The organism is Hahella sp. HNIBRBA332 (assembly GCF_030719035.1).
Taxonomy (GTDB): Bacteria; Pseudomonadota; Gammaproteobacteria; order Pseudomonadales; family Oleiphilaceae; genus Hahella.
Map to the genome: position 1 here is coordinate 474,525 of NZ_CP132203.1, position 22,467 is coordinate 496,991.

At 54.5% G+C, this 22,467-nt stretch carries 21 protein-coding genes; 11 read left to right on the forward strand and 10 right to left on the reverse strand.

Annotated features, from left to right (window positions below):
* The first annotated feature begins 9 nt into the window (after positions 1 to 9).
* From O5O45_RS02370 to O5O45_RS02380, 3 genes are read left to right on the forward strand one after another with little or no spacing between them, the layout of a single operon-like run.
* Positions 10 to 528 (forward strand): SycD/LcrH family type III secretion system chaperone, encoded by a 519-nt coding sequence (locus tag O5O45_RS02370; RefSeq protein WP_305903694.1) that lies wholly within the window; start codon positions 10 to 12, stop codon positions 526 to 528.
* The gene (gene sctE / locus O5O45_RS02375) at positions 512 to 1,534 is read left to right on the forward strand and encodes a type III secretion system translocon subunit SctE (protein WP_305903695.1); all 1,023 of its coding nucleotides are present in this window, start codon (positions 512 to 514) and stop codon (positions 1,532 to 1,534) included. Before O5O45_RS02370 ends, sctE begins: the two co-directional genes overlap by 17 nt.
* A gap of 10 nt (positions 1,535 to 1,544) precedes the next feature.
* Positions 1,545 to 2,357 carry a hypothetical protein gene (locus O5O45_RS02380; RefSeq protein WP_305903696.1) on the forward strand — a complete coding sequence of 271 codons (813 nt, stop codon included), beginning with the start codon at positions 1,545 to 1,547 and terminating at the stop codon, positions 2,355 to 2,357.
* 92 nt (positions 2,358 to 2,449) lie between these two features.
* Here O5O45_RS02380 and O5O45_RS02385 read toward each other — a convergent pair whose 3' ends face one another.
* The 6 genes from O5O45_RS02385 to O5O45_RS02410 all read right to left on the reverse strand — a co-directional run bounded on the left by O5O45_RS02385 (position 2,450) and on the right by O5O45_RS02410 (position 6,798).
* The gene (locus tag O5O45_RS02385) at positions 2,450 to 3,040 is read right to left on the reverse strand and encodes a PEP-CTERM sorting domain-containing protein (protein ID WP_305903697.1); all 591 of its coding nucleotides are present in this window, start codon (positions 3,038 to 3,040) and stop codon (positions 2,450 to 2,452) included.
* Positions 3,041 to 3,716: 676 nt separating this feature from the next.
* Positions 3,717 to 4,745, reverse strand: coding sequence for a hypothetical protein (locus O5O45_RS02390; protein ID WP_305903698.1), 1,029 nt, complete (start codon positions 4,743 to 4,745; stop codon positions 3,717 to 3,719).
* Positions 4,746 to 4,779: 34 nt separating this feature from the next.
* Positions 4,780 to 5,196, reverse strand: a complete 417-nt coding sequence (locus O5O45_RS02395; protein WP_305903699.1) for a hypothetical protein — start codon at positions 5,194 to 5,196, stop codon at positions 4,780 to 4,782.
* 175 nt (positions 5,197 to 5,371) lie between these two features.
* Entirely contained in the window at positions 5,372 to 5,803 is a 432-nt protein-coding gene (locus O5O45_RS02400) for a GFA family protein (protein WP_305903700.1), read from the reverse strand.
* Between the two features lie 293 nt (positions 5,804 to 6,096).
* Positions 6,097 to 6,609: an SOS response-associated peptidase gene (locus tag O5O45_RS02405; RefSeq protein ID WP_305906181.1), complete on the reverse strand. Its 513-nt coding sequence runs from the start codon at positions 6,607 to 6,609 to the stop codon at positions 6,097 to 6,099.
* Positions 6,610 to 6,798 carry an SOS response-associated peptidase family protein gene (locus O5O45_RS02410; protein WP_305903701.1) on the reverse strand — a complete coding sequence of 63 codons (189 nt, stop codon included), beginning with the start codon at positions 6,796 to 6,798 and terminating at the stop codon, positions 6,610 to 6,612.
* A gap of 254 nt (positions 6,799 to 7,052) precedes the next feature.
* Here O5O45_RS02410 and ptsP point away from each other — a divergent pair, with 254 nt between their 5' ends.
* The 3 genes from ptsP (at position 7,053) to O5O45_RS02425 (ending at position 11,624) form a co-directional block, all read left to right on the forward strand.
* Entirely contained in the window at positions 7,053 to 9,338 is a 2,286-nt protein-coding gene (gene ptsP / locus O5O45_RS02415; RefSeq protein ID WP_305903702.1) for a phosphoenolpyruvate--protein phosphotransferase, read from the forward strand.
* 197 nt (positions 9,339 to 9,535) lie between these two features.
* Positions 9,536 to 9,790, forward strand: a complete 255-nt coding sequence (locus O5O45_RS02420) for a hypothetical protein (RefSeq protein WP_305903703.1) — start codon at positions 9,536 to 9,538, stop codon at positions 9,788 to 9,790.
* A gap of 55 nt (positions 9,791 to 9,845) precedes the next feature.
* Positions 9,846 to 11,624 (forward strand): hybrid sensor histidine kinase/response regulator, encoded by a 1,779-nt coding sequence (locus O5O45_RS02425; protein WP_305903704.1) that lies wholly within the window; start codon positions 9,846 to 9,848, stop codon positions 11,622 to 11,624.
* Between the two features lie 7 nt (positions 11,625 to 11,631).
* On the opposite strand, the gene O5O45_RS02430 is transcribed toward O5O45_RS02425, so the two are convergent.
* The gene (locus O5O45_RS02430) at positions 11,632 to 12,303 is read right to left on the reverse strand and encodes a response regulator (protein WP_305903705.1); all 672 of its coding nucleotides are present in this window, start codon (positions 12,301 to 12,303) and stop codon (positions 11,632 to 11,634) included.
* 220 nt (positions 12,304 to 12,523) lie between these two features.
* The gene (gene plsB / locus O5O45_RS02435; protein WP_305903706.1) at positions 12,524 to 15,001 is read right to left on the reverse strand and encodes a glycerol-3-phosphate 1-O-acyltransferase PlsB; all 2,478 of its coding nucleotides are present in this window, start codon (positions 14,999 to 15,001) and stop codon (positions 12,524 to 12,526) included.
* Between the two features lie 361 nt (positions 15,002 to 15,362).
* Here plsB and O5O45_RS02440 point away from each other — a divergent pair, with 361 nt between their 5' ends.
* The 5 genes from O5O45_RS02440 to murI are packed head-to-tail and all read left to right on the forward strand — an operon-like array spanning position 15,363 to position 20,630.
* Complete coding sequence (locus tag O5O45_RS02440) at positions 15,363 to 16,283, forward strand: ABC transporter ATP-binding protein (protein WP_305903707.1); 921 nt, start codon at positions 15,363 to 15,365, stop codon at positions 16,281 to 16,283.
* The gene (locus tag O5O45_RS02445; RefSeq protein ID WP_305903708.1) at positions 16,280 to 17,014 is read left to right on the forward strand and encodes an ABC transporter permease; all 735 of its coding nucleotides are present in this window, start codon (positions 16,280 to 16,282) and stop codon (positions 17,012 to 17,014) included. The genes O5O45_RS02440 and O5O45_RS02445 overlap by 4 nt, the downstream gene beginning before the upstream one ends.
* A gap of 9 nt (positions 17,015 to 17,023) precedes the next feature.
* Positions 17,024 to 18,967 carry a GldG family protein gene (locus O5O45_RS02450; RefSeq protein WP_305903709.1) on the forward strand — a complete coding sequence of 648 codons (1,944 nt, stop codon included), beginning with the start codon at positions 17,024 to 17,026 and terminating at the stop codon, positions 18,965 to 18,967.
* A 28-nt stretch (positions 18,968 to 18,995) separates the two neighbouring features.
* The gene (gene nudC / locus O5O45_RS02455) at positions 18,996 to 19,805 is read left to right on the forward strand and encodes an NAD(+) diphosphatase (RefSeq protein WP_305903710.1); all 810 of its coding nucleotides are present in this window, start codon (positions 18,996 to 18,998) and stop codon (positions 19,803 to 19,805) included.
* Between the two features lie 9 nt (positions 19,806 to 19,814).
* The gene (murI, locus tag O5O45_RS02460) at positions 19,815 to 20,630 is read left to right on the forward strand and encodes a glutamate racemase (RefSeq protein WP_305903711.1); all 816 of its coding nucleotides are present in this window, start codon (positions 19,815 to 19,817) and stop codon (positions 20,628 to 20,630) included.
* A gap of 58 nt (positions 20,631 to 20,688) precedes the next feature.
* Here murI and O5O45_RS02465 read toward each other — a convergent pair whose 3' ends face one another.
* Together O5O45_RS02465 and O5O45_RS02470 are read right to left on the reverse strand one after the other, a co-directional pair.
* Positions 20,689 to 21,696 (reverse strand): DUF2156 domain-containing protein, encoded by a 1,008-nt coding sequence (locus O5O45_RS02465; protein WP_305903712.1) that lies wholly within the window; start codon positions 21,694 to 21,696, stop codon positions 20,689 to 20,691.
* Positions 21,697 to 21,762: 66 nt separating this feature from the next.
* Positions 21,763 to 22,449, reverse strand: a complete 687-nt coding sequence (locus tag O5O45_RS02470) for a class I SAM-dependent methyltransferase (RefSeq protein WP_305903713.1) — start codon at positions 22,447 to 22,449, stop codon at positions 21,763 to 21,765.
* Between the last annotated feature and the right edge of the window lie 18 nt (positions 22,450 to 22,467).

A 22,467-nucleotide genomic window follows, 5' to 3' on the forward strand; every position in this document is an offset into this window, starting at 1 on the left:
AGACATTCCGTGGCTGAATCAGCACAAGCATTACAAACAGACGCAGACGCCCGCTTTGAAGCGCTCCTGGAGTCGGTGGTGCATGGTCACGCAACCTTGGGCGAGATCAAGGGGATCACCGACAATGAATTGGAGGCGGTCTACACGGTGGCGTACAACCTGTATCGACAGAATCGCAACGGGGAGTCGGAAAAGCTGTTCCGTTTCCTATGCCTGTATGGGCATTTAGACAAGCGATTCTGGATGGGGTTGGGCGCCTGTCTGCAGCAACAGCAGAAGTATGAGGAAGCTGTGCAGGCGTATTCATACATGGCCATTCTGGATGTGGAAAATCCTCATCCCCCTATGCATGCGGCGTTTTGCTATCTGGCATTGAACGATCTGGAGAAGGCGGAAAGCGGCATTGAAGCAGCGTTGCATTGGGCGGGCGATAAGGAGCAATACTCCCAGGTGCGCGCCAAGGCTGAGCTTCTACGCTCGGTACTGCAACAGAAAAAGGAGGGCCTGGCCAATGGTAACGGCGGTTGAAAATCAACATTTCAGTTATCCGATAGGCAATTCAGAGGATCAGGATGTACAGATTTCTGGTCAGAAAAAGGTCGGTTCGCCGCAGATCTCGCTTAACGTGCAGGATCCGCAGTCCGGCCCAACGCAAAATACATCGGGCAAGTCCTTTGCTCCGGATCTGGAGCGACCGCAACCCCGCTCATCCGATGAATTGGTGGCGTTGTTATTGACGATAAAGTCCAAGTCCAGCAATGAGCAGATCGCCTCTTCCCAGCAGGACATTCAGCTGAACCGGACCAAGCAGAACCAAAAGCATGATGAAATGCTGGAGCAGATACAGAAATCCATCGAAGCCGGCGATAAGGCTAAAAAAGGCGGTTTGTTCGGCAAGATTTTCGGATGGATAGCCAACATTGCGACGGCGATCGCCGGCGCGGTCATGATCGCAACCGGGGTGGGGGCCGTTGCGGGCGCAGCCATGTTGGCGTTGGCGGTGGATTCAATGGTGGGTGCGGCCACCGGTCACAGCCTGATGGGCGAGATGACCAAAGGGATAGCCAAGGGGTTACAGGCCATGGGGATGGACGAGAGTGTCGCCAATATTGTTGCTGGCGTCGTCACCGCAGCTGTAACCGTCGCTGTCTGCGTGGGCGCCAGTATGGCGTCCGCCGCCAAGGCGGGTTCAGGGTTGATCACCAGATTGGCGTCTTCGCCCGAGCAGATGCAGAAGATCCAGGTTGCAGGCGCCCAGGTGAAGAACATCGCCTCGGCGACCGCCGGAACTTCCGCTGTAGGCGGCGGCGCGTCTCAGATAACCACTGGCGTATACAAGAAGCAGGCGACCGATGCGCGAGCCAATCAGATGGACATGAAGAAAGAGCTCGCCAAGCTGCAGGCGGCCATGGAGGCGGAGCAGGATCGCTTGAAGGAAGTCATCTCCAAGCTGAATGAGGGCGTCAGTCGCATCCTGCAGATCATGGGGAACGACCACAGCACCCGCATGCAGATCAGCAGGAATATGGTATAGGAGACTTTTTATGAGTGTTAACCCGATAAACGAAGCGAATAATACATTCGCTTTTTCTATTGATATGGAAGGCTCCGCTCCAGTCAAAGGCCCCAAGCAGGAGGCTTCTCTGGTGCTCAGCGACGGTAAGCATGATATTCCGTTGATGCGTTTCAGTCGCGAGACCTATCAACCGCAACTGGAGCGCCCTGACGGCAGCGCAGGGACTCCCGGCAAGCAGTTTGACGGCAAGTTGTCGGAAGCCAGCGCGACCCTGGAAGTGGATATCTTCGCGATCATGAGCTTGATCCACGAACTGGCGCAGACGCAGAAGAAAGGCGCCCGCGACATTCGTCATGGCGAGTACCAGCAGAAGTGGCAGTCGCTGGAAAACGCCGGCAAGGAGCTGCGTGATTCCGCAGGCAAAGAACTTGCGGCGTCCCTGGTGCAAGGCGCCTTTCAGATCGCCGGCGGCGCTGCGTCCATCAAGCTGACGATTTCCTCGACGAAGCAAACGAGCGCGTTGATGAAAGACACCAAACTTGATCCGGCGCAGTTGCAGTTGAAGCTGCAGGTGCCGCAAAACCTGACCAACCTGGGACAGACCTACACCCAGATGGCGGGTGGCGTCGGTACGGTGGTTGCGGCGCCCTTGACCTATGAGTCCAAGCTAGACCAGGAGCAGCAGAAGCAACATGAAGCTGAATCCGAAAAGCATTCGGCGAATATCGACGAAGCCAAGGATTTCATTCAGACCATGAAAGAAATCATGGATGACGTCAGAGCTAAACTGTCAGCTATTGAGCAATCCAAGCACGAAACGCGGCAGAAGATATTCTCTTGATCATTTTGGTAATGCAGTAACAAAAACGGCTGATCTGGATGATCAGCCGTTTTTGTCAGGGCGGGATGAAGAAAGCGTTGGAGGTCAGACAACTATGATTTACGTCGCGCTCTTCCCGCTAATCCCAAGAGAGCGGCGCCGTATAAGGCTAAGGTTGCTGGCTCGGGAACCTTCTGAATTTTGATACTGGAAATATCAAATTTTACTGTGGCGTTGACGTCAAGCGTCAAGCTGCCTGAATCGAATAGAGTAACGGGAAGTTGGGTCAGGCCCGGGGAAAGAGGCTCTTTGAAATTAAGCTCAAAATCAGCGATGTCAAAATAGAAAACAGGAATGTTGTCGGAGGGTGCTTCGTCAGTGAAACTAAAGGTGTTTTTATCCATACCCGCTATCATTTCAAAGGGAGGCGCCGTGCTCTCGCCTGAGCTGCCAAAAGAGTAATCACCGACTCTTGCGCTCCAGGAGCTAATCACAATTTTTCGATCATCCGGCGATCCTACGATATCGTAAGTGAGGCTTCCAAACATTGAGGTTCCAATATTGGGAAAATCCCTTTCAGGAAAGTAGGGGTCAAACACATTACTGACTTCTTTCAGACTTCCTGAAAACTGATAGGTAATGGGAGTGGCGCGAACCGCGGAGGAAAGCGTTAGGACAGTTAAGAATAACCAAACTTTCTTCATGAGAATTCCTTGTTTAAAGTACCCTTTAATTCAACGTATTACGCATAATGCGTGCCATTTTTCATATTCCCTGTCGGTGTCAGCTTTATCTGTGAGGTCAATCTACAGCAACTTATATTTTTGTAAACTTTGCTGACATTTGGAGCAGCTCCACGGCGTTTGTGGTTGTCTTTGCTATTTGAACCCTTGCCGCCGTAGTTCATGTTGTCTCGACACTCAAGTAAGCGAACGTCAATTATAAATAAACGACGTCGCATTATGTATGGGGCGCTGTCGTCTTTCTTACGTTAAGTTTTGCTTTTGTAAAAATTACCGACGTACCGGGAGTTTCACTCCCAAGTTACAAGCGCTCAGCCACACGGGAATCCGTTCCTTATTGCCCAAACGCCCGTCTGTGAACTCCAGTGGGCAAAATAATTCGCTCTATATCTTGGTTCCGTAAGCGAAGGTTTCGGCATAATCACTCCTTCCTGTTATAGGTGAGTCGTCAGTCCTGACTGGGTGTGCAAGCGTGATTACAGCAATGAGATCTGAGTTCGATTATACAGAAAGCGAGGGACTGTTTTGTATGCGCGGCGACCTAAGCTTTGGTTTAGGCTAGGAGTTTAGAAAGGGCGCCTTTTGCGGAGGCCGACCGCAAAGATGCAGTCGGCCAGCATGAAGGGAAGTGAGGCGGCTATAGTTGTTGCACGTAACGGATGGCGTCCCGTTCGTTGGATGTGGTCCAGCCGTCTTCCAATATCGCCGTTAGCAAGTTGCGCAGTGGCGTATGTGCTTTCAGACTGCTTTTGATAATGGGCGTCGAGCGGCGCACTCGGTTGACGTAAAGCAGCGCCACATCGTCCGCGTCTGAGTTATACGCCCAGTCCAGCTCTTTGAAGACGCTGTAAACTTTGTCCATTTCGTAGCTGCACTTTTCCACCAGGTCGCGGGCGATGGCTTCTTCGTCGGTGTTGAACATCTGTGTATGTTTGTCCAGAAAGGTTTTCACGAACGGATCGTTGGAGGCGGCGACTTCAATGTAGGCTTCGTCCGCAACGATAGAGCCCAGAACGCCGCCGACCACCGCGCCAATGGCGACGCCTACCGGGCCGGCCCATAATCCCGCCACCGCGCCTCCCGCTGCGCCGCCGGCGAAACCGCCGCCCAGGTTTGCCGCTTCTCTACCTGTCGCCCGGGTTTTATCTTCGGCGGAAGCGATGTTGTAGATGGCGATGCCGGCGCTCAATAACCAAAGCGCTCGACCGGCTTTGCCCAGGCGAATGGCTTTCGCGGAGACTTTGGGGTTCGCTCTGCCGGAGCTTTCCACGATCTGCAAAAAGACGTGATCCTGATCCGCTTTGCTCAGCTGCGAGAAGGATTTACTGAACAGGCGCTTGGCGTACTTGTCGCACAGTACATCCAAATCCAGCCCCTTCGCTTTGAGGGCGCGGGCTTTGGCGCGTCCGATGTCGCTGGATTTGGTTCTGGCCCACTCCATGATTTCATTACGCATCTGGTTGGCGGCCTGCGCCGCCTCGCTGGGGCTCATCTGACGGCTATTGACGAGATCTTTCAACGATTCCGCGTAGGCCTTGGTTTTCTCCATGTACATCCGGCGGACGTTGCTGTCTTGAATAAAGCGTTGCCCGAAATTGACGGCCTGGATTTCAAACTGCCTGATGGCTTCATGCGCGCTGTTATTGTTGGATTGATTGTCCGGCATACTAGGTTCCCTTTAGTCGTAGTCGCATAGTCGCTTAGTCGCGTCGAGTAATGATTATCTGCGTGCGTCGGAAAAACTTATCGGAGCGCTGAACTCCCGGAACCGCTTCGGCTTTCCACAAAAAGCGCGGCTCCAGCAACCATTCCGCCCGGATCTTGAGACCCGGCCAGAAGATGAAATCTATATGATTGGCGCGTGCGTCGATGAATTGAAATACGCCCCCTGTGTATTCGGCGGAGAGCGTGACGTCTTCTTTCACATGACCTCTGCGGTCGAGGTGTTGTATATGCAGCGTTTCTTCGTAGGGACAGTCTTCGCTGAAGAAGGCCAGATATTCCTGGTCTCGGGTGAAATGCGCTTCGTAGACGAGACCTTCAGGCGTCGGAAAGGGGAAAGTCGCCTTGTCCGCCAGGGTGAGGGCGTTGGTTTCTTCTCTGATCGGGGCAGTCATACGCTTTATGCTCGTGATGTGAGTTCAGTCCTTTAGCTCTTTGCAAAGCGTTCGCCGCTCTACCATAGCGTGGCGGGGAAGGGTTAGGCAAGCTTTTGATGAAGCCCTTGGGCTCGGGGTTGAGATGGTATGGAGCGCACGATGAAAACAGGTGGTCATCGTGCGCGAAGGGCGGTTATTTCATGCCGATAGACTTCAAAAACTCGTCTTCCGTCAGTCTCGGGTGATCCCCGACGAAGGCATAGCCCGCGGGCTTGTGGTCAATGTAGATCTCGCCCGCCATTTTGAACTGCGACTGATCGTCGAACAGACCGCTCCAGAGATATTTCTCACCTGTAGGCTTCAGGTGGTAGTACAGGTTGGTTCCGCAGTGCTTGCAGAACGCTCGCTGCGCCCATTCTGACGAATCGTAAGCGGTGATGTTGTCTTCGCCTTCGAATACGGCTTCCTGCGCTGAGATCGCCATGGAAGGTCCGCCATTCCAGCGTCGGCACATGCCGCAGTGGCAGGCATGGTACTCAGGGTTGACGTTCTTGGCGGCCACTTTCACAGCGCCACACAGGCATTGGCCGGTTAATGGTCCGGCGATAGTCTTGCTTTCGCTCATGTAGTATCCCTCTGACTTTTTACTTGGTTTTATCGTATGTTTCGCAACGGCTTTGGTTTCGTCACAGCTATAGTCTCGACACGACAATACTACCTGTCTGCTACTGACAGCATTGTGTCAGGAGCCAGCAGCCAGATTACAATTTTCCGCCGTGAAGAACAAAAGCGAGTTGCAACGCCTTTTCTCTATTAACCGCAATGGGAGCCCAAGTCATGACTGAGCGTGTGAAATGTGAAAAACTGTCGTGCGACCATATGATCCTGCCCAGCACCGCTGAGCGCACAGGTAACTGACTAAATATCTGATAGCGGCTTGGGCGAACCAGTTGGCTCTATTGCTTGGCGTGTCTTGTTTCTCACGTTATTAACCGCCTTGCTCAACGGATAATACACCCAATCCGTCAGCCCTCGCGGCGCCAGCATTGGGCGGATGTCCACCAGTGGCGTGCCGGAGTTCAGCCAGACGTTAAATTGGTCTGGCGTGAGGAGCAATGGCATGCGGTGGTGTAATGCCTGTAAAGAGGGTGAGGCTTCGGTGGTGATGATGGCGCAGGATTCGAGATAGGCGTCGCCTTTGCTCCAGATATCCCAGATGCCGCCGAAAAAACAGTGGCCGGATTCTGGTTTGATGTAATAGGGTTGTTTGACGCCGTTTTCCAGCTTCCACTCGATAAAGCCGCTGGCGGGAATAATTGCGCGGCGGCGCTGGAATGAACCTTTGAAAGCCTTGCTGGTTTCAATAGTCTCCGCTTTAGCGTTGAACATGTTGTACTTGGCGGTTGGCTCCGGCGCCCAGCTTGGCGTCAGTCACCAGCGCATACCCCTGAAAAAGTTCTTCAGTTCTTCCTGCACTGCGACCATCACTTCTTCTTTGGGGGCGATATTCAACAAATCGTCCTGGTAAAAATGCGACTTCAATCCGGTAGTATCGAATCCGAGCGAGTCCATCAGAGCAATCACGACAGGGGAGTCGGTGACATTGAATCTTCCACACATAGCAGCCTCTGCGTAATGGCGGCGCCTGTGGCAAGTGTAGACCGTAATCCTGTGGTTATGGCGTAAGTTTGGTTGGAGATGACGTGATCGTAACAAACAACATGCAGGATATAAGCCGGTTTATGTCAAATATGCGAAAACAGTGGAAATTCCCTCTTGGTAATATGGCGGGCTGGCGCTTATAGTTATCCCTGCCTGTTTACCACTGGTGAGCTAGTTAAGTTTGCCGTAGCTTGATTCTCCAGAGTATCGCCATGCTTGAGCCATTAAAAATTCTTAGGGAAATATTTCAGGAGGCTGCTGATTTACACGCCGCCAAAGACCTGTCTGAACTGATCGTCGACCGTGTGCAGTCCGCTATGCGGGCGGATGTCTGCAGTATTTATTTGTTGGATGAAACCTCCCAGGAATTGGTGTTGATGGCGACGCGGGGGTTGGACCCTGAATCCGTGGGACGCGTGCGTCTGCCCGTCGGGCAGGGGCTGGTCGGTTATATTGCGCAGCATCAGTCATTGATGAACGTGGACAGCGCGGAAAAGCACCCTAACTTCAAATATTTCCCGGAAACCCGCGAAGAGCGCTTCTCGGCTTTTCTGGGCGCGCCGATTATCAACTTCCGCAAGAATATCGGCGTTATCGCGGTGCAAAAAAAAGAAGCCGCGTACTTCAGCGATGAGCAGGAGGCGTTCGTCGTCACCATCGCCGCTCAGTTGGCCGGCCCATTGAGCCAATGGGTGCAGCAGGATGGCGTGTTTGACCGCGAAGTCTGTCGGGATAAATTCAAGGCGAATCTGAAATTCCGTGGCGTCAAAGGCGCTGCAGGCATGGCGATCGGTCGCGTACATTGGATTGGTAAAGGTCACGACCTGGCGTCGGCGCCGGATCGGGAAGCCAAAGACGCCGAGCTGGAAATCGCCCGCTTCGCCAAAGCGCTTGAGTTGGCGAAAGATGAGCTGAACGCCAGCGGCGAGCGCATGGCGGGCACTCTGCCCAAGGACGTTCTGGCGCTGTTCGGCGTGTATCGCATGATCCTGGAAGATCAGGAACTGACAACCGAAACCGTCAATCACATTCACTCAGGACTCTGCGCGTCTTCCGCGTTACGCAAGACTGTCGAAGCGCATGCTCGTGTGTTCGAGAAAATGGACGACGCTTATCTGCGCGCCAAGGCGGACGATATCCGTCATATCGGCAATCGTATTTACGCCAATCTGCGTGGCGTCGACAGCGCTGATGTCATCGACGTCAGCGAGCCCACGATCATTGTGGGGAACAACCTGAGCATCACTGACGTCGCCCAGTTTCCGCCGGAACATCTTGTAGGGCTGGTGTGCACCAGCGGTTCTTCCTTGTCGCACATTGCGATTCTGGCGAATGCGTTGGGGATTCCCGCCGTCATGGGAATTGGCGATATCAAGCCTGCGCTGATCGAAAATGCAGAAGCGGTGGTGGACGGCTATCGTGCGGTAGTGGTGTTCAACCCCGTGGATGCGCTACGCAAAGAATTCAAGCGTCTTGCCAAGCAAGAGAAGAAACTGATCAAAGGGCTGGATGAGCTGCGCGATTTGCCGGCGCAAACTCCTGATGGTTTTCGCGTCAAACTGTTCGCCAACACCGGCTTGTTGGCGGATATTTCACCTGGCTTGTTACGCGGCGCGGAAGGCGTGGGTCTGTATCGCTCGGAAATTCCGTTCATGGTGCATGAGTCCTTCCCCTCGGAAGAAGAGCAGGTGCAGATCTATCGCAAAGTGCTGGAAGCCTATGCGCCAAGACCCGTGTATATGCGCACCCTGGATATCGGCGGCGACAAGAACCTGCCCTATTTCAGTTTTACGGAAGAAAACCCGTTTCTGGGATGGCGGGGGATACGCTTTACGTTGGATAACACCGGTATCTTCATCAGTCAGATTCGCGCCATGCTCAAAGCCGGGCGTTATCTCGGCAATCTGAAAATACTGCTGCCCATGGTCAGCCGTCTGGATGAAATCGAGAGTTTCAGAAGTCTGCTGCAGGAAGCAATCGGTCAGTTGAAAGAAGCCGGCGTGGAGGTGGATGAACCGCAAGTCGGCGCTATGATCGAAGTGCCGTCGGCGATGGTGTTGTTGGAAGACTTGGCTGAGATGGTCGACTTCTTCTCCATTGGCAGTAATGATTTCACTCAATATATGCTGGCGGTGGATCGTAACAACGCCAAAGTGTCTGACCTCTACGACTGGTTGAATCCGGCGGTGCTGCGCTCCATTGGCCGGGTGGTGAAAGTGGCGAAAAAGCATGGGGTGCCCGTCAGCGTCTGTGGCGAGATGGCGTCTGACCCTGCTGCAGTATTGCTGCTGCTGGGCATGGGAGTGGAGATGCTCAGCCTGTCTGCTTACAACCTGCCGAAAACCAAGTGGGTCATTCGTTCTGTTTCTCATCAGACGGCGGAGAAACTGTGGAAAAAAGCCTCGCGCATGCGTAATGAGAAAGAGATTCGCGCCATGCTGAACGAAGTGCTGGATCAACATGGATTGGGCGGATTGATTCGCGCGGGATCGCAGTAGCCCGGTCAAATCCGGCGCTAGGCGCGATGGCGCTTTAACCTCATGGCGAAGGGCCCCGTTCCAAGGGCTTTTCGCCAAGTATTATTCACCCAAACAGGTGATTTCAAGCTATCGCCATCCTTGCATAATCCCTCTTAACCGCTGCGGCGGCGTCAATAACTTCAAACACCTCTGTCATGTAAGACCTATTAAAAAGCATGTTGCGCAAGACGCTTTATCGGGCCACTTTGGCGCTGTGTATTATTATGCTGGCGACGGCCGTCTGGTTGTGGACGCACCGTTCCATGGAGCTTGAGTTCAAGCGACCTGGATGGTTGTCCGGTTGGGGGCGCGAAGCGCCGTCCGCGCTATATGAGGCGCAAGTGGGGCGAGGGGCGCCTCAATACCCTCCGCAAGTTTCCAGCGAAGGGGCGACTATGCATGGCCTGAAACAAATACGTGACATGGATTAGATAGCGTGAATGCAAAGCTTGCTTGTTAGGAGGCTGATGTATATATCTAAAGCCCATGGACGAAAAACTGATACAACAAGAATTACAACGCGGTTTTAAGTGGCTTAAGTTCGCCCCTCCTGTGGAGGAGGCTTATCGCGCGTTCCATAATCAACGGGTGCAGGCGCGTTTGCCTTTGGTGCATGCGACGGCGCTGGCGTTCATCATCATCTATTCCTTGCTCGACTACTATCTGTTCCCTCAGCAGATCGCTAGTTGGACCATTCCCATTCGTTTGTTTCTGGTGTGTCCGATTATCGCCCTAGCGTTATATGCGGGCATGCATTCCTGGCCGCGGCGTTGGTTTATGCCGCTTTATAACGGCACCTATGCGCTGGGCGGTCTGAGCGTGGTGGCGATTATCTGGATTGCGCATTCGCAAAATGTCATGGTGCCCTACGACGGTCTGTTCCTGGTGTTGATCTACGGCTACTTTCTCATGGCGATCCCTTTCTACGTCGCCACAGTGATTTCCACACTGATCTATGGCGCTTATCTGCTGGTGGAGCTGGATGTCGGCATGGACGCTACGACGCTAAGGTTTAACGCGTTTTTTCTGTTCGGCGCCAACCTGATTGGGGCGGTGGGATCGTATATTCAGGAGCATGCCCAGCGGACGCTGTTTCTGAATCTGCAATTGGTCAAAATTGCTCAGCGCGGGGCGGAGCGCGCTAATCGCTCCAAGACGCGCTTTCTGGCGGCGGCCAGTCACGACTTACGCCAACCTCTGAACGCCATGAGCATGTTGGCGGAAAGTCTGTCCGCAAAGATGGACCGCAATTCGGAAGAGGGGATTATTGTCGGTAAATTGCGCCGCTCTCTCAGCCAGTTGAGCGACCTGTTCAAGTCGCTGCTGGATATGTCGCAGCTCAATATGGGGGTAGTCAAACCCAATCCTCGTCACTTCTATCTGCATGAGTTGGTGCGCCGGGTGGCGATGGAGTTTGACGCTGTAGACATCCCATCGACGCGTCCAGAGCGTATCGACACGGAATGCGATGAAGAGCTGGTCGCATACTCCGATCCTATTCTACTGGAGCGTATGTTGCGCAATTTGATCACCAACGCGCTACAACACGCCGATGCGCAAGCGATCCAGGTGAACTGTCGCCGGCTCAATAATGTGCTGGAAATTCATGTGATTGACGATGGGATCGGGATTCCCTCAAGAGATATCAAGCGCATATTTAAAGAGTTTCAGCAGGGGGGCGATGATGAAGGCAGGCCACGCTCAGGCATCGGCTTGGGGCTGGCGATCGTGCGGCAGCTGGCGGGACTGTTGGGCGGCGCGTTGACAGTGAAGTCTTCCCCTGGCGCCGGTGCGGATTTCAGTTTCACGATTGCGTGCGGACGCGCCAATCTGGTGGCGCCGCAACCGGAAGCCTATCCGGAAACCCGTACCCTTGGCGGTATGTCTGTGTGGCTTGTGGAAGACGATCAACCCAGTCGGGAAGCCATGCGGCAGCTATTGGACGCCTGGGGCGTGCAAGTGGCGGCGTTCGCCGACGCCAAAACAGCGATGGGAAGACTACATGACGAGACGCCGGATATGATTCTGTCGGATTATCGACTGGGCGGCGCTATTTCCGGACTGGATGTGGTGCTGTCATTGCGACGCCAAAGCGGGCGCGACATTCCTGCGGTGATTATTTCCGCCGATGTGGAAATGCTGCAGGTGGAGGCCGGACGCTATCCCAGCATCATATTCGTCGCCAAACCCGTCACTCCGGCGCGTTTATACCTGATACTTAGCCGAGAGTCCGCCCGCGCGGTGGTTGAGAACGCCGCTGAATAAGCACCGCTCAGGCGTCCACCAGATGCAGCCGCGTCGCCACGCTGACGCATTCCGTACGGTTGTGTACATTCAGGTGCATGAACAACGCTTTCAAGTGTGACTTCACCGTGTCTTCCGTCAAACTCAGCTCCGAGCAGATTCTTTTGTTCGGCAAACCCTTGGCCAACAGTTGCAGCACTTCCATTTGCCGGGGAGTGATGGAATCCAGCCGTAGCTGGCTATCCTGAACCGGCGCCTGATTTCGGTGCGTGTAGAAGTCGGGGACGTACTGTTTGCCATTAAGGATCTGACGGATCGCCAGATTGATCTCCATGGCGCTGGAGGACTTGCTGATGAACCCGATGGCTCCACTGCGCAAGGACAGTTCCACATCTTCGATATCTTCAGAGGCGGACAGAATGGCCACGGGGATATATATGCGCTTGCAGGTCAGGTAGCGCAGAAACTTGAATCCGCGTCCGTCGGGCAAGGAAAGATCCAGTAATATCAGGTCAAAATTTTGGTCAGTATCCAGCAAGGTCTGCGCCGCCTGACAGTTAAAAGCGTTCACCAGATCGATGGGAACCTGTTGGGCGGTGAGGGCGACGCGCAGGCCGTCGATAACGAGCTGGTGATCGTCAATCACCAGGACCCGTAAATGATTCGGTACAAATACCGCTGAAGAGGCGCTTATGCTCACGTTGACTCTCCCTGCGCCGTTTGGCGCCGTTTCTTTTTGTTATAAACCAAAAATTATACGCCGATAGAAACACTGAACAGTGAACGATTGCTAGTTTTTGGGAACAGAATGGGATGTTGAAGGATTGCAATTGAGCGCGTCTACTTGTGAGGCGCTCAATATGGGGAAAATGGGGAATCCCAGGACGCAGTCAGACGCGTCCTGGGATAGCAAGATGTCGTCAGGCGGTGGGGGCCTGCGTAGGTTGTGTTTCGATGGCGACTTGCAGAATGCTCTGACGCAGCTCCGCATTCAGCACCAGGCGCGCGTCTTCCGCGATATTGTCGAGGTCTTCGTCGTAAACGATATGGCCTTCCTCATCCACCTGAATGATCTCGTTGCTCTTCAGATTGTTAATGAAGTTGCGGAACAAGGCTTTATCGAAGAACTCCGGCGCGTTGAGGCCATACAGGATGGACATGCGCTCCGCCATGGACGTGCTCTGCTCCTCCAGCGCATTGGCGGTGATCGCGCCTTTACCGTGACGGCGCAGAATGGCGATGGCAATGTAGTAGCGCTCCAGCGTCGGGATGATGGTCTTCGCCAGGGCGTTGAGCAGAACGAATTCGCGGGAGCCGGCCATGGGGCGATACAGATTGTCTTTATCTTTCAGCAGCAGATTGCTTTCACACAGTGTCTCGAGCCAGCGCTCGATTTCCGGGTCCACGTCGTCTTTGTGCCAGCGCAGGAACAGCTCCGACTTGATGTAGGGGTAGATCGAGCTTACCAGCCACACCAGTTTGGCGCGGTCCATGGTGCTGTTATTCTGGAACAAACTGGCGACCAGCGCGGGCAGCGCCAGGAAGTGCAGAATATTGTTGCGATAGTAGGTCAGCAAAATGGCGCTGGAGCCTTCCAGGCTGATGATGTCGCCCAGCTTTTGATGCTGACGTAACGCCAGTCCCATGCTTTCGGTGTATTTGACCCAGTCCGCGCCGCAGCCTTCAGGGAAACTCATTTCGTTACTGTAGGGGTGCATCCGCAGCAGTGAGACCACTGCGTCGCAATGATCCGCGAGCATTTTTTGATCCATCGCCTGCTTGGGTGTGGCCAGCAGCAGGGTGGCGACGATATTGATAGGGTTAAGCGCCGCTGCGTTATTGATGCGGGTGGCCACCATTTCCGCCAGTTCGTCGATCATGTGCGGCATCCATTTGGGACGCACTTCCTGATCGTAGGCCTGATCGCGCCAATGCGGCTGTACTTTGTCGAGCACGTCGGATAACGCGAAGGGCTCGCCGAAGTTGACGCTGACGCGCCCAAAGGAGTTGCGCAGATTACGCAGGGATTTGAACAGGGCGAAGATGTTTTCGTCTTTTTTCTTCTTGCCGCGCAGCTCGCCAAGATAAGAGCGCGCTTCCAGGATTTTTTCGTACCCGATATACACCGGCACGAAGGTGATCGGCTTTTTGTAGTTACGCAGATAGCTGCGCACGGTCATCATCAACATGCCCGCTTTCGGCTGCAAAGTGCGCCCGGTGCGGCTGCGCCCGCCTTCTACGAAATACTCCACCGGATGGCCGCGGGTGAACATGGAGTGCATGTATTCATTGAACACGGCGGTGTACAGCTTGTTGTTCTTGAAGCTGCGCCGCATGAAGAAGGCGCCGCCCCGACGCAGTATCGGGCCCACTACCGGCATATTCAGGTTAATGCCGGCGGCGATATGGGGCACCATCAATCCATTGCGATACAGCACGTAGGAGAGCAATAAGTAGTCGATGTGGCTGCGATGGCAAGGGACATAGACTACCGCGCTGGACTTGGCTGCTTCTTTCACAGCGTCAATGTTGTTGATGTTGACCCCGTTATAAATCTTGTTCCAGACCCAGGTCAGAATGATGTCGAGAAAGCGCACCGCGGCGATGGAAACGTTAGAGGCGATTTCGTCCGCATATTTCCGCGCCCGCTCTTTGGCCTTTTGAGGGCTGATGTTTTCTTTCTTGGCGGTTTCCCGGATCGCGTCCTTGACGGAGGGGCTGCGAATCAGTGTGGACACCAGGGTGCGACGGTGAGACAGGTCAGGACCGACCACCGCCTGCCGCATGCGGCGGAAGTGTACGCGCAGCAGGCGCGCCAGTTTGCGGTTGGCGCGTTGCGGGTCCTGGGTGTCGTCGACGATATAGCGCAGGGAAATCGGTTTGCTGAACTGAATAAAGGTATTGCGCCCGTGAATCATGATGGTCAGGAACTGGCGCAAGCGGCCGGCGATGGACCAAGTGTCCGCCAGCATCAGTTTGAACAGGGAGCGCTCTTTCTCCGGCGTCCGGCCCCAGAACAGGGAGACCGGCACGATCTGCACGTCCAGTCCGGGATCCTTTTGCGCGGCGCTGACCAATTGCTTCAGCCGTTCCGTGATGGTCGGCGTATGGCGGCGGCGAAACACCTGCCCGCGCTTCTCATACAAAAAGAAGTGGCTGCGCGACAGGACGGCGTCCCGCAATGTCAGCGGCGCCTGGGAGGAGGGGAGGCCGGCGAGGCGGCACTCCTGCTCCAGCACCAGTCGACTGCTGAGCGAACTGTGCTGTAGAACGTAGACGACGGGCTTTTCCGGGTCCAGTCCCAATTGCTTGGCGTCGTTGCCGATAACATCTGTCCTGACCCATAAAAATAAAATTTTGCGGAGCAGGTTAAAGAAAAAAGAAGTGATTCCGAGCATGTAAAATACCGTTTAGCCCTGGCGAAGTGCCCGCTAGTTTAACGGCTCCGCCATAGACAGGCAAAGCTCGGAAATGCTTGATTTTCAGCGGCTATATTCCGCGAGGATTGGGTTTGCGCAAACTTTCTGCAATGTAATGTAGAAGCGAAATGGGATTCTTGCAAAGCGGGATGTGACTCCTTATTCTTCTTTTTCTTTGCGTCCTCCTGTTGCGGCTTAACTTTCAAACATTTCATTTAACTTCAATCTGTTGTGAGGACTGGATTATCGGGGAATGGAATGTTGCAAGGTGTGTTTTAAACAACTTATGCGCCGCCTCTTTGGCGCTCGTTCCTTTATATAGCGAACGCGAGACCCTTCAATGATAAAAATTCAGAATCTGGAAAAGAAATACGGCGATATTCAGGCCGTATCCGGCATTTCTTTCGATATTGCTCCTGGCGAAGTGTTAGGCTTTTTAGGACCTAATGGCGCCGGTAAAACCACCACTATGCGTATGATCACCGGTTATGTGCAACCCAGCGGCGGCTCCGTCAGCGTCATGGGCGTTGATGTGGCGCAAGCGCCGCAACAGGCGCAACGGATCATGGGCTATCTGCCGGAAGGCGCGCCTTTGTACGGCGAGATGGCAGTGGCGGCCTTTCTGAGCTTCGTCGGACGGGTGCGCGGATTGCGTGGCGCGCAACTGAAGCAGCGCATGGAGCAGGTGGTCGCCCAGGTTTCCCTTCAGCATGTCATGCAACAACCGATTGAAACACTGTCTAAAGGTTTCAAGCGTCGCGTCGGACTGGCGCAGGCGCTGATTCATGACCCGCAAGTACTGATCCTGGATGAACCCACGGACGGACTGGACCCTAACCAGAAGCACGAAGTACGCAAACTGATTCAGAATCTGTCCAAAGACAAGATCGTGGTGATCTCCACGCACATATTGGAAGAGGTCGATGCGCTGTGCTCTCGCGTGGTGATCATTTCCAAGGGCCGTATCGTCGCCAACAGCACGCCTGCGGAACTGGCCATGCAGTCCCGTTTTCACAAGGCGATATTCCTGCGATTCTCCCAGGCCTATGAGGCGCTGCCATCGCTGGAGGCGTTGCCGGAAGTGGGTGAAGTGGAGCAGGTGGACGATGCGAGCTACCTTCTATTCGCGGCCCCGGATAAAGCGCCGTTGCATGCTGTGAATCAACTTATCCACGCCCGCAACTGGGATGTGGAGGAGCTTCACGTTGAACGCGGCAGACTGGATGACGTATTCCGTCGCTTGACCATGGAGGCGGCATGAACGGCGTAGGCATTGTTTTCAAACGTGAGCTGCTGAGTTACGTCTCGACCTCGTTGGCGTACCTGTTTACGGTCATATTTCTGGTGCTGAGCGGCATATTCACCTTTTATCTGGGACACTTTTTTGAACGCGGCCAGGCGGATCTGGAAGCGTTTTTCAACTACATCCCCTGGCTGTTCGTGGTGCTGGTGCCGGCTTTGACCATGCGCTTATGGGCGGAGGAGCGCAGCACGGGTACGATTGAGTTGCTGTTGACCTTGCCAGTACAGCCCTTCGTGTGGGTGCTGGGTAAATTCATGGCGGCCTGGGTATATCTGGCTGGCGCGCTGGCGCTGACCACTCCGTTCTGGTTTACCGTCAATTATCTGGGCGACCCGGATAATGGCGCCATTCTGGCTGGCTATATCGGTAGTTGGTTTATGGCGGGCGGTTTTCTGGCGTTAGGCTCCATGTTCTCCGCCGCCACCAAAAATCAGGTGATCGCCTTTATTCTTACGCTGGTGGTGTGCTTTCTGCTGGTGGCTTCAGGCTTTCCTATGGTGCAGGATTTCTTCTCCGCCTGGGCGCCGAATGAAGTGCTGGATCTGGTGGCGGACCTCAGCTTCTTCCGTCATTTCGAGGCCATTTCCCGAGGCGTCATCGATCTGCGCGACGTGCTCTATTTCGGTTCCATTATTGTGCTGGGCGTCTGGGCGACGGCGCATCTGGTCAAGCGTACGGCATCAAACTAAGGAGACGTCATGAAGCGAGCGGGTTTTGTCGTAATCGTTGTGATCGCCGCCCTGGCGTTGTTCAATCTGGCGGTGCAACGGGGCATGAGCGGGGTCCGCTGGGACCTTACTGAAAACAGTCTGTACACGCTGTCGGACGGCGCGCGCTCCATCCTGGGCGGCCTGTCCAAAGACATAGAATTGACAGTGTACTACTCCGAAGGCGCCTCCAAGGATCTGCCTGCGTTACGCGCCTACGCGCGTCGGGTGCAGGAGCTGCTGGAAGAGTTTGAGCAACTCAGCGGTGGGAAAATCACCCTGAAGAAAGTCGATCCGGTTCCTTTCTCGGAAGAAGAAGATGAAGCCACCGCAGCAGGCCTGCAGGCGATTCCCGTTGGCGTAGCGGGCGATAACGTCTTTTTCGGACTGGTGGGCAAGGCCGGCGACAAAGAAGAAATTATTGCCTTCTTCCAGCCGAATAAAGAGCAGTTTCTTGAGTATGAACTGAGCAAACTGATCTATAACCTGGATCGTGCGCAACCGCCGGTCGTCGGCGTCATTTCCAGTCTGCAGATCAATGGCGGCTTCGATATGTACCAGCAATCCCAGCAACCGGCCTGGATTGTCATGCAGCAGATTGAGGATTTGTTTGACGTGCGTTGGTTGCCGGAGGACTTCGACGCTGTTGATGAGGATGTAGACGTTTTGATGATCGTACATCCGAAAGACCTGTCCCAACAGGCGCAGTTGGCTATCGATCAATTTGTGTTGAAGGGCGGCCGCGCTTTGGTGTTCGTCGACCCCAATGCGGAGCAGGATCAACCCGGCATGCCGATGATGGCGGCGAATATGCCCCGACGCAGTCAGCTGGACCCATTGTTGAAAGCCTGGGGCGTCAGTCTGAAAGAGAACGCGGTGCTGGCGGACTTCAAAAACAGCATGGTGGTGGGCGTCGGTCAAGCGCGTACGCCGGTGCGTCACTTGGCGTTATTGGGCTTGGCGGAAGACAGCATGACTCAGAGCGACATTATGCTGGCGGGCCTGGAGAGTATTAATGTCTCCACGCCGGGAATCTTGGAGAAAGTCGAAGGCGCGACCACGAGCTTCAAGCCTTTGCTGACTTCCAGCGACGAGTCTGCGCCTATTGAAGAAAGCGCGTTCGCCAATATGCAGAACCCGGAGTCGCTGTTCGAAAAATTCAAAGCCACCGGCGAACAATACGCGATGGCTGCGCGCATAGAAGGGCCGGCCAGGACGGCGTTTCCTGATGGTATAGAGGTTACCGAGGAAGTAAAAGAAGAAGCGGCGCAGGATGATCTGGCGAACGATGCAGAGGGCGAAGACGCCGCTACCGCAGAGCCCAAGACCGTTACCCGGCATGTCGCCCCCGGCGTCGCTCAAAGCGATAACATCAACGTTGTCGTCATCGCCGACACAGACATCCTCACGGATCGTCTCTGGGTGCAGGTGCAGGAGTTCTTTGGACAACGCATCGCCAGCCCCTGGGCGAACAACGGCGATCTGGTAGTGAATGCGCTGGACTATTTGGCCGGCAACGCCAGTTTGATCAATATCCGGTCGCGGGGACGTTTTACCCGTCCGTTTGAGAAAGTGGATGAGCTGCGCCGTATAGCGGAGGAGAAGTTCGCGGATCAACAGCGCGAACTGCAGGAACGGCTCTCGGAGACGGAAGAACAGCTGGCGGAGTTGCAGCAGGCGCGGCAGGGCGGCGAAGAGACCGGTAGCGGCGTATTGCTGACGCCGGAGCAGGAAAAGGCGTTGGAGGACTTCCAGGAGGAGAAACTGCGTATTCGCAAAGCGCTGCGGGATGTGCAACATAACCTGGATCGAGATATCGATGATCTCGGTCGGCAGCTGAAGCTGGTCAATATCCTGATGGCGCCGCTGGCGTTGACGGTGATTGCGCTGATCGTGATGCTGTGGCGCAGACGCGGCGTCAAAAAGAGCGTTTAATAAATTCGGAAGTTGAAGGAGACAGGCGGTGGCGGTTTCGTTTAGTTATCATCCTGCGTTGGTGAGCGGTTTGGAAAGCGGCGCCCGCCGCCATATTTATTTTCACGAAGACAAGCTGTTGCTGCCCGCGCCGGATGCTCAGCCCTGGGATGCGGAAGAAGTCGATAATCCTGAAGGCCCGGTATTTTTGCTGGGAGAAGTCGATGGCGTCAGTTGCAGTGTCGGCAGTCTCAAGCAGACGCCGCCGGGATGGACAGAAGTGGGGTTGCGGGATTACCTGCTCGGTTGCGACGATGTGGAAGATTTTCGGATAGTTAACGCCGCCTCGCAGTTGCTCTACTGGCTGCGCACCCAGAACTTCTGCAGTCGCTGCGGGGAGCGTCTGGGTTTCAATGAGCAAGACCGCGGGCTGCGCTGCCATGGCTGCGGCTACATTTCCTATCCTAAAGTGTCTCCCTGCGTCATTGTGGTCGTACACCGCGGTGACGAGATTCTGTTGGCGCGGTCTCATCGCTCTTTCAGTAAACTGCCTACGTTTAGTTGTCTGGCCGGTTTTATCGAAGCGGGCGAGAGTGCAGAAGAAGCAGTCGTCAGAGAGGTCTTGGAGGAGTCTGGGTTGTTGGTGTCCGACATCGAATACGTTACCTCCCAGGCCTGGCCATTTCCTCATCAGCTGATGCTGGGCTATCACGCCCGTTATGTGTCTGGCGACCTCAATATCGACACCACGGAGCTGAAAGAAGCCGCCTGGTTTAAAGTCGATCAGCTGCCTGCTGTATCGCCGATGAAAACCATCGCCGGTCGCCTGATCGACGCCTATGTGGCCAAGTTCCGGTGACCACGTAAGATGACGGCGAACGTATATGAGACGAACAGACCAATCGCACCGGCGCTGATTATCGACTCCGGCAGCGGCGGGCTTTCTATTTGGGGACATATTCGTCGCCACACGCCTTGGTTGCCCACCTTGTATCTCGCTGACTTCGGCTTTTATCCCTATGGCGATAAGAGCGAGCGGGAGATAGAAACCCGCGTGCGTCATATTGTGGAGCAGATCAGCGAACGCTATCCCGCACAGTTGATTGTCGTCGCCTGCAATACCGCCAGCACGGTGGTGCTGGATCATTTACGCGCCCGCTTTGAACAGCCAGTGGTTGGCGTGGTGCCAGCGATCAAGACGGCGGCGACGCATACTAAGAAGCAAGTGATTGGTTTGCTGGCGACCCAGGGCACCGTGCGTCGGGCGTATACCGACGAGCTGATTCGAGACTTCGCCAGCCATTGTCAGGTTATTAAAGTTGGCGCGCCGGACTTGGTGCAGTGGGGAGAGGACTGGGTACGCGGACATAGTCCGGACATGACGCGACTGCGCGCAATCATCCAGCCGTTTCTGGATGCGGAGGCGGATCAGGTGGTGCTTGGCTGTACTCACTTTCCTTTGTTGAAGCCTTTTCTTTGTCAGTTGGCGCCGGACATCAACTGGGTGGACTCCGGCGAGGCCATTGCACGTCGGGTTGCTTACCTTCTTCAAGCGCAACAGAGCGAAGATAGAGTTGAGTCGGCGAGCCATCGGGCGTTTTATTCCGGCGACAGGCAGGATGGCGAGTGGGAGCGGGGCGCGACAGCGTTAGGCTTTTCTTCCGTGGAACAGGTTGTATTGTAAACGACTGGGTGAGAAGGGCGACGCGATCCATGCGTCAACCAAGCGAAGTTGATTGGGCTTAGAACAGCCGGGTCAACTTGAACATGCAGAAAAACTCCAACAGCGGCGTCGCCCTGTGATGGCAGCAATAAGTCTTCTCCACCTCTCCGCGAAAGCGGGTCTTAGTGAACTCCAACCCTTTGAAGTTATAGAGGAAGTTGCCTTTGGCGTAGACTAATCGCAGCATCTTCTTGAGCAATTTGGCCTCCTGCGCCTCGTCTTCTTCGGATAGCATCAACGGAATCAATCCCAAATCCAAATAGGGAACGCCTTCCTGCTTAAAAACATCCATCGCGTGAGCCATGATGGTGTAAAAAAGCCCTTGCTTGAAATTGGCGCTGGCTCGTGAAATGTTGGGCACGTAGCTGATGATCTCATTCTTGTAATAGATGGGATCGAAATAAATAAAGCCCACCGCTTCGCCATTTTGATACGCGTAAAAATGGCGTTCGTTTTCCTTGTAGTTCATCTCCATCGGGCGGATCAGAAAGCGGATCTCATTACTCTTGCACTTGCGGGTCTTGATCCAGGCTTCGGAAATTTCCCGGGTATGGTCGTCACTGAAGCGCTCCTTTACCGTCACGCCTTGCTTTTCCGCCTGATTCAAAGCCGTGCGCAACACCTGTTTTTTCTTGCCGCTCAGGCTCCAGTCCTTTAGCTCAATGCGTGATTCGGAACCGAACTGAGTCCCATACATGCCGAAGCGACGATGCAGAATATCCACCACCGTCTTGGTCACCTGAACATGATTGGCGTGGGGATAACGATTGTGGAAACGGGTCAGCATCAACTCGAAGTTATGCGGCGCGCATACGGGATCAGACAACACGAATATCCGCCCCCATTTGCGCATGTAGGCGATGTAGCCCACACCGCGGATATCGAAATACTGCATATCCGGTTGCAGAGTGGAGAACGCCTGAGAATGGGAACCGAACTCTTTGAGGTAATTAACGCGTTCAGAGAAAGTAAAGTTGCCTGCGCCTAACTCGCTGAGCGAGTCCAGCGCTATCGCCTGGTTGCTCATTTCCTGACTCCTTCGTTGTTATTTTGTATGTCGCCGGCGTAGGGGGTTAAAACCCTTACTACCGGGTCAGGCTTGTTTGCGTCCGAGTACGGACCAGTAACAATTCATGTTCAGGAGCTTGAAGAATTTTTTGCTGCGGATGTCCAGCCCTTGTCTCTCCATATACTCGGGATAGTTGTAGATGTTGTGCATGGCGTTATTCGCCATCAGCCAGAACAGGGACACCGCGACGTACCAGTAAGCCTGCTTGAACATGCGCGAGACGATATTGCCGGTGGGAAAAGCGAAGTCCCCGACCACAATGGCCGCGCCGGGTTTGGCCAGGGCGATTAAATGACGCAACACTTCTTCCATCATGTTTTCACTGAAGACGTTGAGGAAAAAGTTGGCGACCACCATGTCGTAGTGTTCCGTCTCGTTGAATTTAAAAATGTCGCTGTGGACCTGGCGGATTTTCAGGTGCTGCTTGCCGGAAGCGGTTAATCCATCCTGAAACTTACTGAGCATGGTGGCGGACAGGTCCACGACCGTGACATCCGCGCCCAGCTCGGCGGCGTGGATGGCGTCTTTGCCGTGTCCGACGCCCGCGAACAGGATTTTATCGCCGGGTTTTACATTATCCGGCGTGATCATGCCGATTTTGCATTGATGGATGGATTTGCCGCTATATAGCGCGCTGAGGAAGTCGTAGATCGGACCGATGAGACGATATTTGTCCCTGACGTTCTTTACGCCAACTGCGTTGGTGGTCATGCTGTGTTTCGCCCTTGT

Excerpts from the sequence above, each read along its gene's own strand:
- O5O45_RS02420 (WP_305903703.1), top strand. The coding sequence starts at position 9,536 with ATGTTGCGCAAGACGCTTTATCGGGCCACTTTGGCGCTGTGTATTATT.
- O5O45_RS02450 (WP_305903709.1), top strand. The coding sequence starts at position 17,024 with ATGAAGCGAGCGGGTTTTGTCGTAATCGTTGTGATCGCCGCCCTGGCG.
- O5O45_RS02390 (WP_305903698.1), bottom strand. The coding sequence starts at position 4,745 with ATGCCGGACAATCAATCCAACAATAACAGCGCGCATGAAGCCATCAGG.
- O5O45_RS02470 (WP_305903713.1), bottom strand. The coding sequence starts at position 22,449 with ATGACCACCAACGCAGTTGGCGTAAAGAACGTCAGGGACAAATATCGT.
- ptsP (WP_305903702.1), top strand. The coding sequence starts at position 7,053 with ATGCTTGAGCCATTAAAAATTCTTAGGGAAATATTTCAGGAGGCTGCT.
- O5O45_RS02425 (WP_305903704.1), top strand. The coding sequence starts at position 9,846 with ATGGACGAAAAACTGATACAACAAGAATTACAACGCGGTTTTAAGTGG.
- plsB (WP_305903706.1), bottom strand. The coding sequence starts at position 15,001 with ATGCTCGGAATCACTTCTTTTTTCTTTAACCTGCTCCGCAAAATTTTA.
- O5O45_RS02400 (WP_305903700.1), bottom strand. The coding sequence starts at position 5,803 with ATGAGCGAAAGCAAGACTATCGCCGGACCATTAACCGGCCAATGCCTG.
- O5O45_RS02395 (WP_305903699.1), bottom strand. The coding sequence starts at position 5,196 with ATGACTGCCCCGATCAGAGAAGAAACCAACGCCCTCACCCTGGCGGAC.
- murI (WP_305903711.1), top strand. The coding sequence starts at position 19,815 with ATGACGGCGAACGTATATGAGACGAACAGACCAATCGCACCGGCGCTG.
- O5O45_RS02380 (WP_305903696.1), top strand. The coding sequence starts at position 1,545 with ATGAGTGTTAACCCGATAAACGAAGCGAATAATACATTCGCTTTTTCT.
- O5O45_RS02385 (WP_305903697.1), bottom strand. The coding sequence starts at position 3,040 with ATGAAGAAAGTTTGGTTATTCTTAACTGTCCTAACGCTTTCCTCCGCG.
- O5O45_RS02465 (WP_305903712.1), bottom strand. The coding sequence starts at position 21,696 with ATGAGCAACCAGGCGATAGCGCTGGACTCGCTCAGCGAGTTAGGCGCA.
- O5O45_RS02410 (WP_305903701.1), bottom strand. The coding sequence starts at position 6,798 with ATGTGTGGAAGATTCAATGTCACCGACTCCCCTGTCGTGATTGCTCTG.
- O5O45_RS02445 (WP_305903708.1), top strand. The coding sequence starts at position 16,280 with ATGAACGGCGTAGGCATTGTTTTCAAACGTGAGCTGCTGAGTTACGTC.
- O5O45_RS02440 (WP_305903707.1), top strand. The coding sequence starts at position 15,363 with ATGATAAAAATTCAGAATCTGGAAAAGAAATACGGCGATATTCAGGCC.
- sctE (WP_305903695.1), top strand. The coding sequence starts at position 512 with ATGGTAACGGCGGTTGAAAATCAACATTTCAGTTATCCGATAGGCAAT.